The 2,705-nt window shown below is 78.3% G+C and carries 1 protein-coding gene; it reads right to left on the bottom strand.

Annotation, left to right across the window (positions count from 1 at the left end; all coding sequences use genetic code 11):
- Positions 1-2,705: beta-propeller fold lactonase family protein (locus ACKOQ4_RS05170; protein ID WP_526289507.1), on the bottom strand; the 2,705-nt coding region annotated here is incomplete at both ends.

Raw genomic sequence — 2,705 nt, forward strand, 5'->3', positions numbered from 1 at the left:
GGCCGCCGCTCCCCCCCGCCCCGCCCGCGCCCCCCGCGCCGCCCCCCCCCCCCGCGCCCCCGCCGCCGCCGACTCCGCCCGCCGCGGCCACGGTGGACCCGGCGCCGCCGGCGCCCGCCGCGCCGCCGAGGCCACCGGTGCCGCCGCTGCCCGACTTGCCCGAGGTGGCGCTGCCGCCCACGCCGCCGGCGCCGCCCACGCCGCCGGCGCCGCCCATCTGGCCGGCGATCAGAGTCGACCGGCCGGCCCCGCCCGCCGCGCCGGCCCCGCCGTCGCCGCCGATACCGCCCGCGCCGGCGTCGCCGCCCAGGCCCGCGCCGCCGGTGCCGCCCACACCGCCGGTGCCGCCGGCCCGGCTGGTGGTCACCGCGTATACGTCGGCGCCGCCGGCGTCGTAGACGGTTCCGGTCTGCGGGTTGACGGCGAGGCGGCCGGTGCCGCTGACACCCGAGACGGTGCTGGTGACCGCGTCGGAGAAGGTGTCGATCAGCGCCACCTTGCCGTCGGAGGCGTTGGCCACGTAGACGGTGCTGCCGTCGGGGCTGACCGTGATGCCGTACGGCCCGGCGATCGAGGTGCTGATGGTCTTGATGACGGTGTTGTAAGTGCCACTGGTCGGGTCGATGTCGATCACCGAGACCGAGTTGCCGCCGCTGTTGGTGACGTACATCTTGGTGCCGTTGGGCAGGATGACGTTCTGCGCCGGCGAGCTGCCCACGTTGATGGTCGCGGTGACGGTGCCGTTGGGGTCGATGACCGAGACGGTGCTGGCGGTGCTGTTGACGGTGTAGGCGGTTCCGTCGGACCGGAAGGCCACGTCGTTGGAGCCCGCACCGACGGCGATGGTGTTGGTGACGGTGTTGTTCGCGGTGCTGATGACCTTCACGGTGCCTGCGCCGGTGACGTAGACCTTGGTGCCGTCGGGGCTGACCGCGATGCCGGTGCCGGCGATGCCGATGTTGATGGTGGAGGTGACGGTGTTGGTGGCGGTGTTGATCACCGACACCGTGCTGGATCCCTGGTTGGCGACGTAGGCGGTGGTGCCGTTGATGGCGATCTCGCGCGGGTGGGTGCCGACGGTGATGGTGGAGGTGACGGTGTTGGTGGTTGTGTCGATCACCGAGACCCGGCCGTTGGCGTAGTCGGTGACGTACAGGGTGGCGCCGTCCGGTGTGACGGCTGCGCCGGTCGCGTCGCCGAAGCCGGTGATCGTCGAGGTGACCTGCGGGGCGTAGGCGGTGCCGGCGCCGCCGAGACCGCCGGCCCCGCCCTTGCCGCCGGTGCCCGTCACCGATCCGCCGGCGCCGCCGGCGCCGCCCTTGCCGCCGGTGCCCGCCGCGAGGCCGGTGGTGGCCGGCCCGGCGTCGCCGCCGGCGCCGCCGTCGCCGCCGTTGCCGCGGTCACCGGCCGCACCGCCGTTGCCGCCGACCCCGCCGGACACCCCGGCGGCGGTCTGGTCGAAGCCGGCCCCGCCGTCGCCGCCGTTGCCGCCGGAGGAGACGGCCGCCCCGGAGGCGCCGGTGGTTCCATCGGCACCCGTCGGTCCGCCCTTCGCGCCCGCCGCGCCGCCACTGCCCGGCGCTCCGGTGTTGCCACCCTTGCCGCCGTCGCTGCCGTTCGGGGTCGCCACCGTGCCCGCCGCACCGTTGCCGCCGTTGCCCGCGACCGCCGCGGCCCCGCCGGTGCCACCTGCCCCGCCGGTGCCGTCGACACCGGAGCCTGACGCGCCGCCCTGACCGCCCGCGCCGCCGTCTCCGCCGACGCCGCTGGATCCGCCGTCGGTGCCGTTGACCCCGGCGACGTTGGAGCTCCAGCCGGTGCCGCCGCCCGCCCCGGCGCCGCCGGTGCCGCCAGTGCCGCCCTTACCGCCGGTGCCGGTGGTCGCCGCGCCACCCTTGCCGCCGGCACCGCCGACGCCGCCCGCCGAGCCGTCGGTGGCGTTGACGCCCTTGGATCCGTTGGTCCCGGCGATGCCCGCTCCGCCCAGCCCACCGGCGCCGCCGGTGCCACCGGTTCCGGCCGTCGCCGCGCCACCGGCCCCGCCGGCGCCGGCCTTACCGCCGGCGACACCGCCGGAGGTGGAGTTCCAGCCCGCGCCGCCGACACCGCCGACGCCGCCGTTGCCGGCGGTTCCGGTGGCGCCGTTCGCCGATCCGGTGCCGCCCGCACCGGCGGTTCCGGCCGCGCCGCCTTCGCCGCCGACGCCGCCGTCGTTGCTCGCGTCGCCCGCACCGCCGGTACCGCCGATCCCGCCGGTCCCGGCAGCGCCGCCGGTACCGCCGATGCCCTGGATTCCCAGCGATCCGCCGGTCACCGCGCCGACCGCGCCGCCGTTGCCACCGGCGCCGCCGGTGCCACCCGCACCGCCCTTACCGCCGGCGGCGCCCGGCGTGCTGACCGAATAGCCGACGCCGCCGGTGCCGGCCGCACCGCCCTGGCCGCCGAGCCCGCCGGTGCCCGAGGTGCCGGTCGTCGCGTCGCCGCCGGCACCTCGGGCAGCATCGACGGCCAGACCGGCGCGACCGGCGGCGCCGGCGGCGCCGGCGGGGCCGGCGGCGACGCGACGACCGGCACCTCGGGCACCGGCGGTTCCGGCCGCGCCGCCTTCGCCGCCGACGCCGCCGTCGTTGCTCGCGTCGCCCGCACCGCCGGTCCCGCCGACACCGCCGGTCCCGGCAGCGCCGCCGGTACCGCCGATGCCCTGG

This window comes from Mycobacterium sp. (assembly GCF_046095365.1).
Taxonomy (GTDB): domain Bacteria; phylum Actinomycetota; class Actinomycetes; order Mycobacteriales; family Mycobacteriaceae; genus Mycobacterium.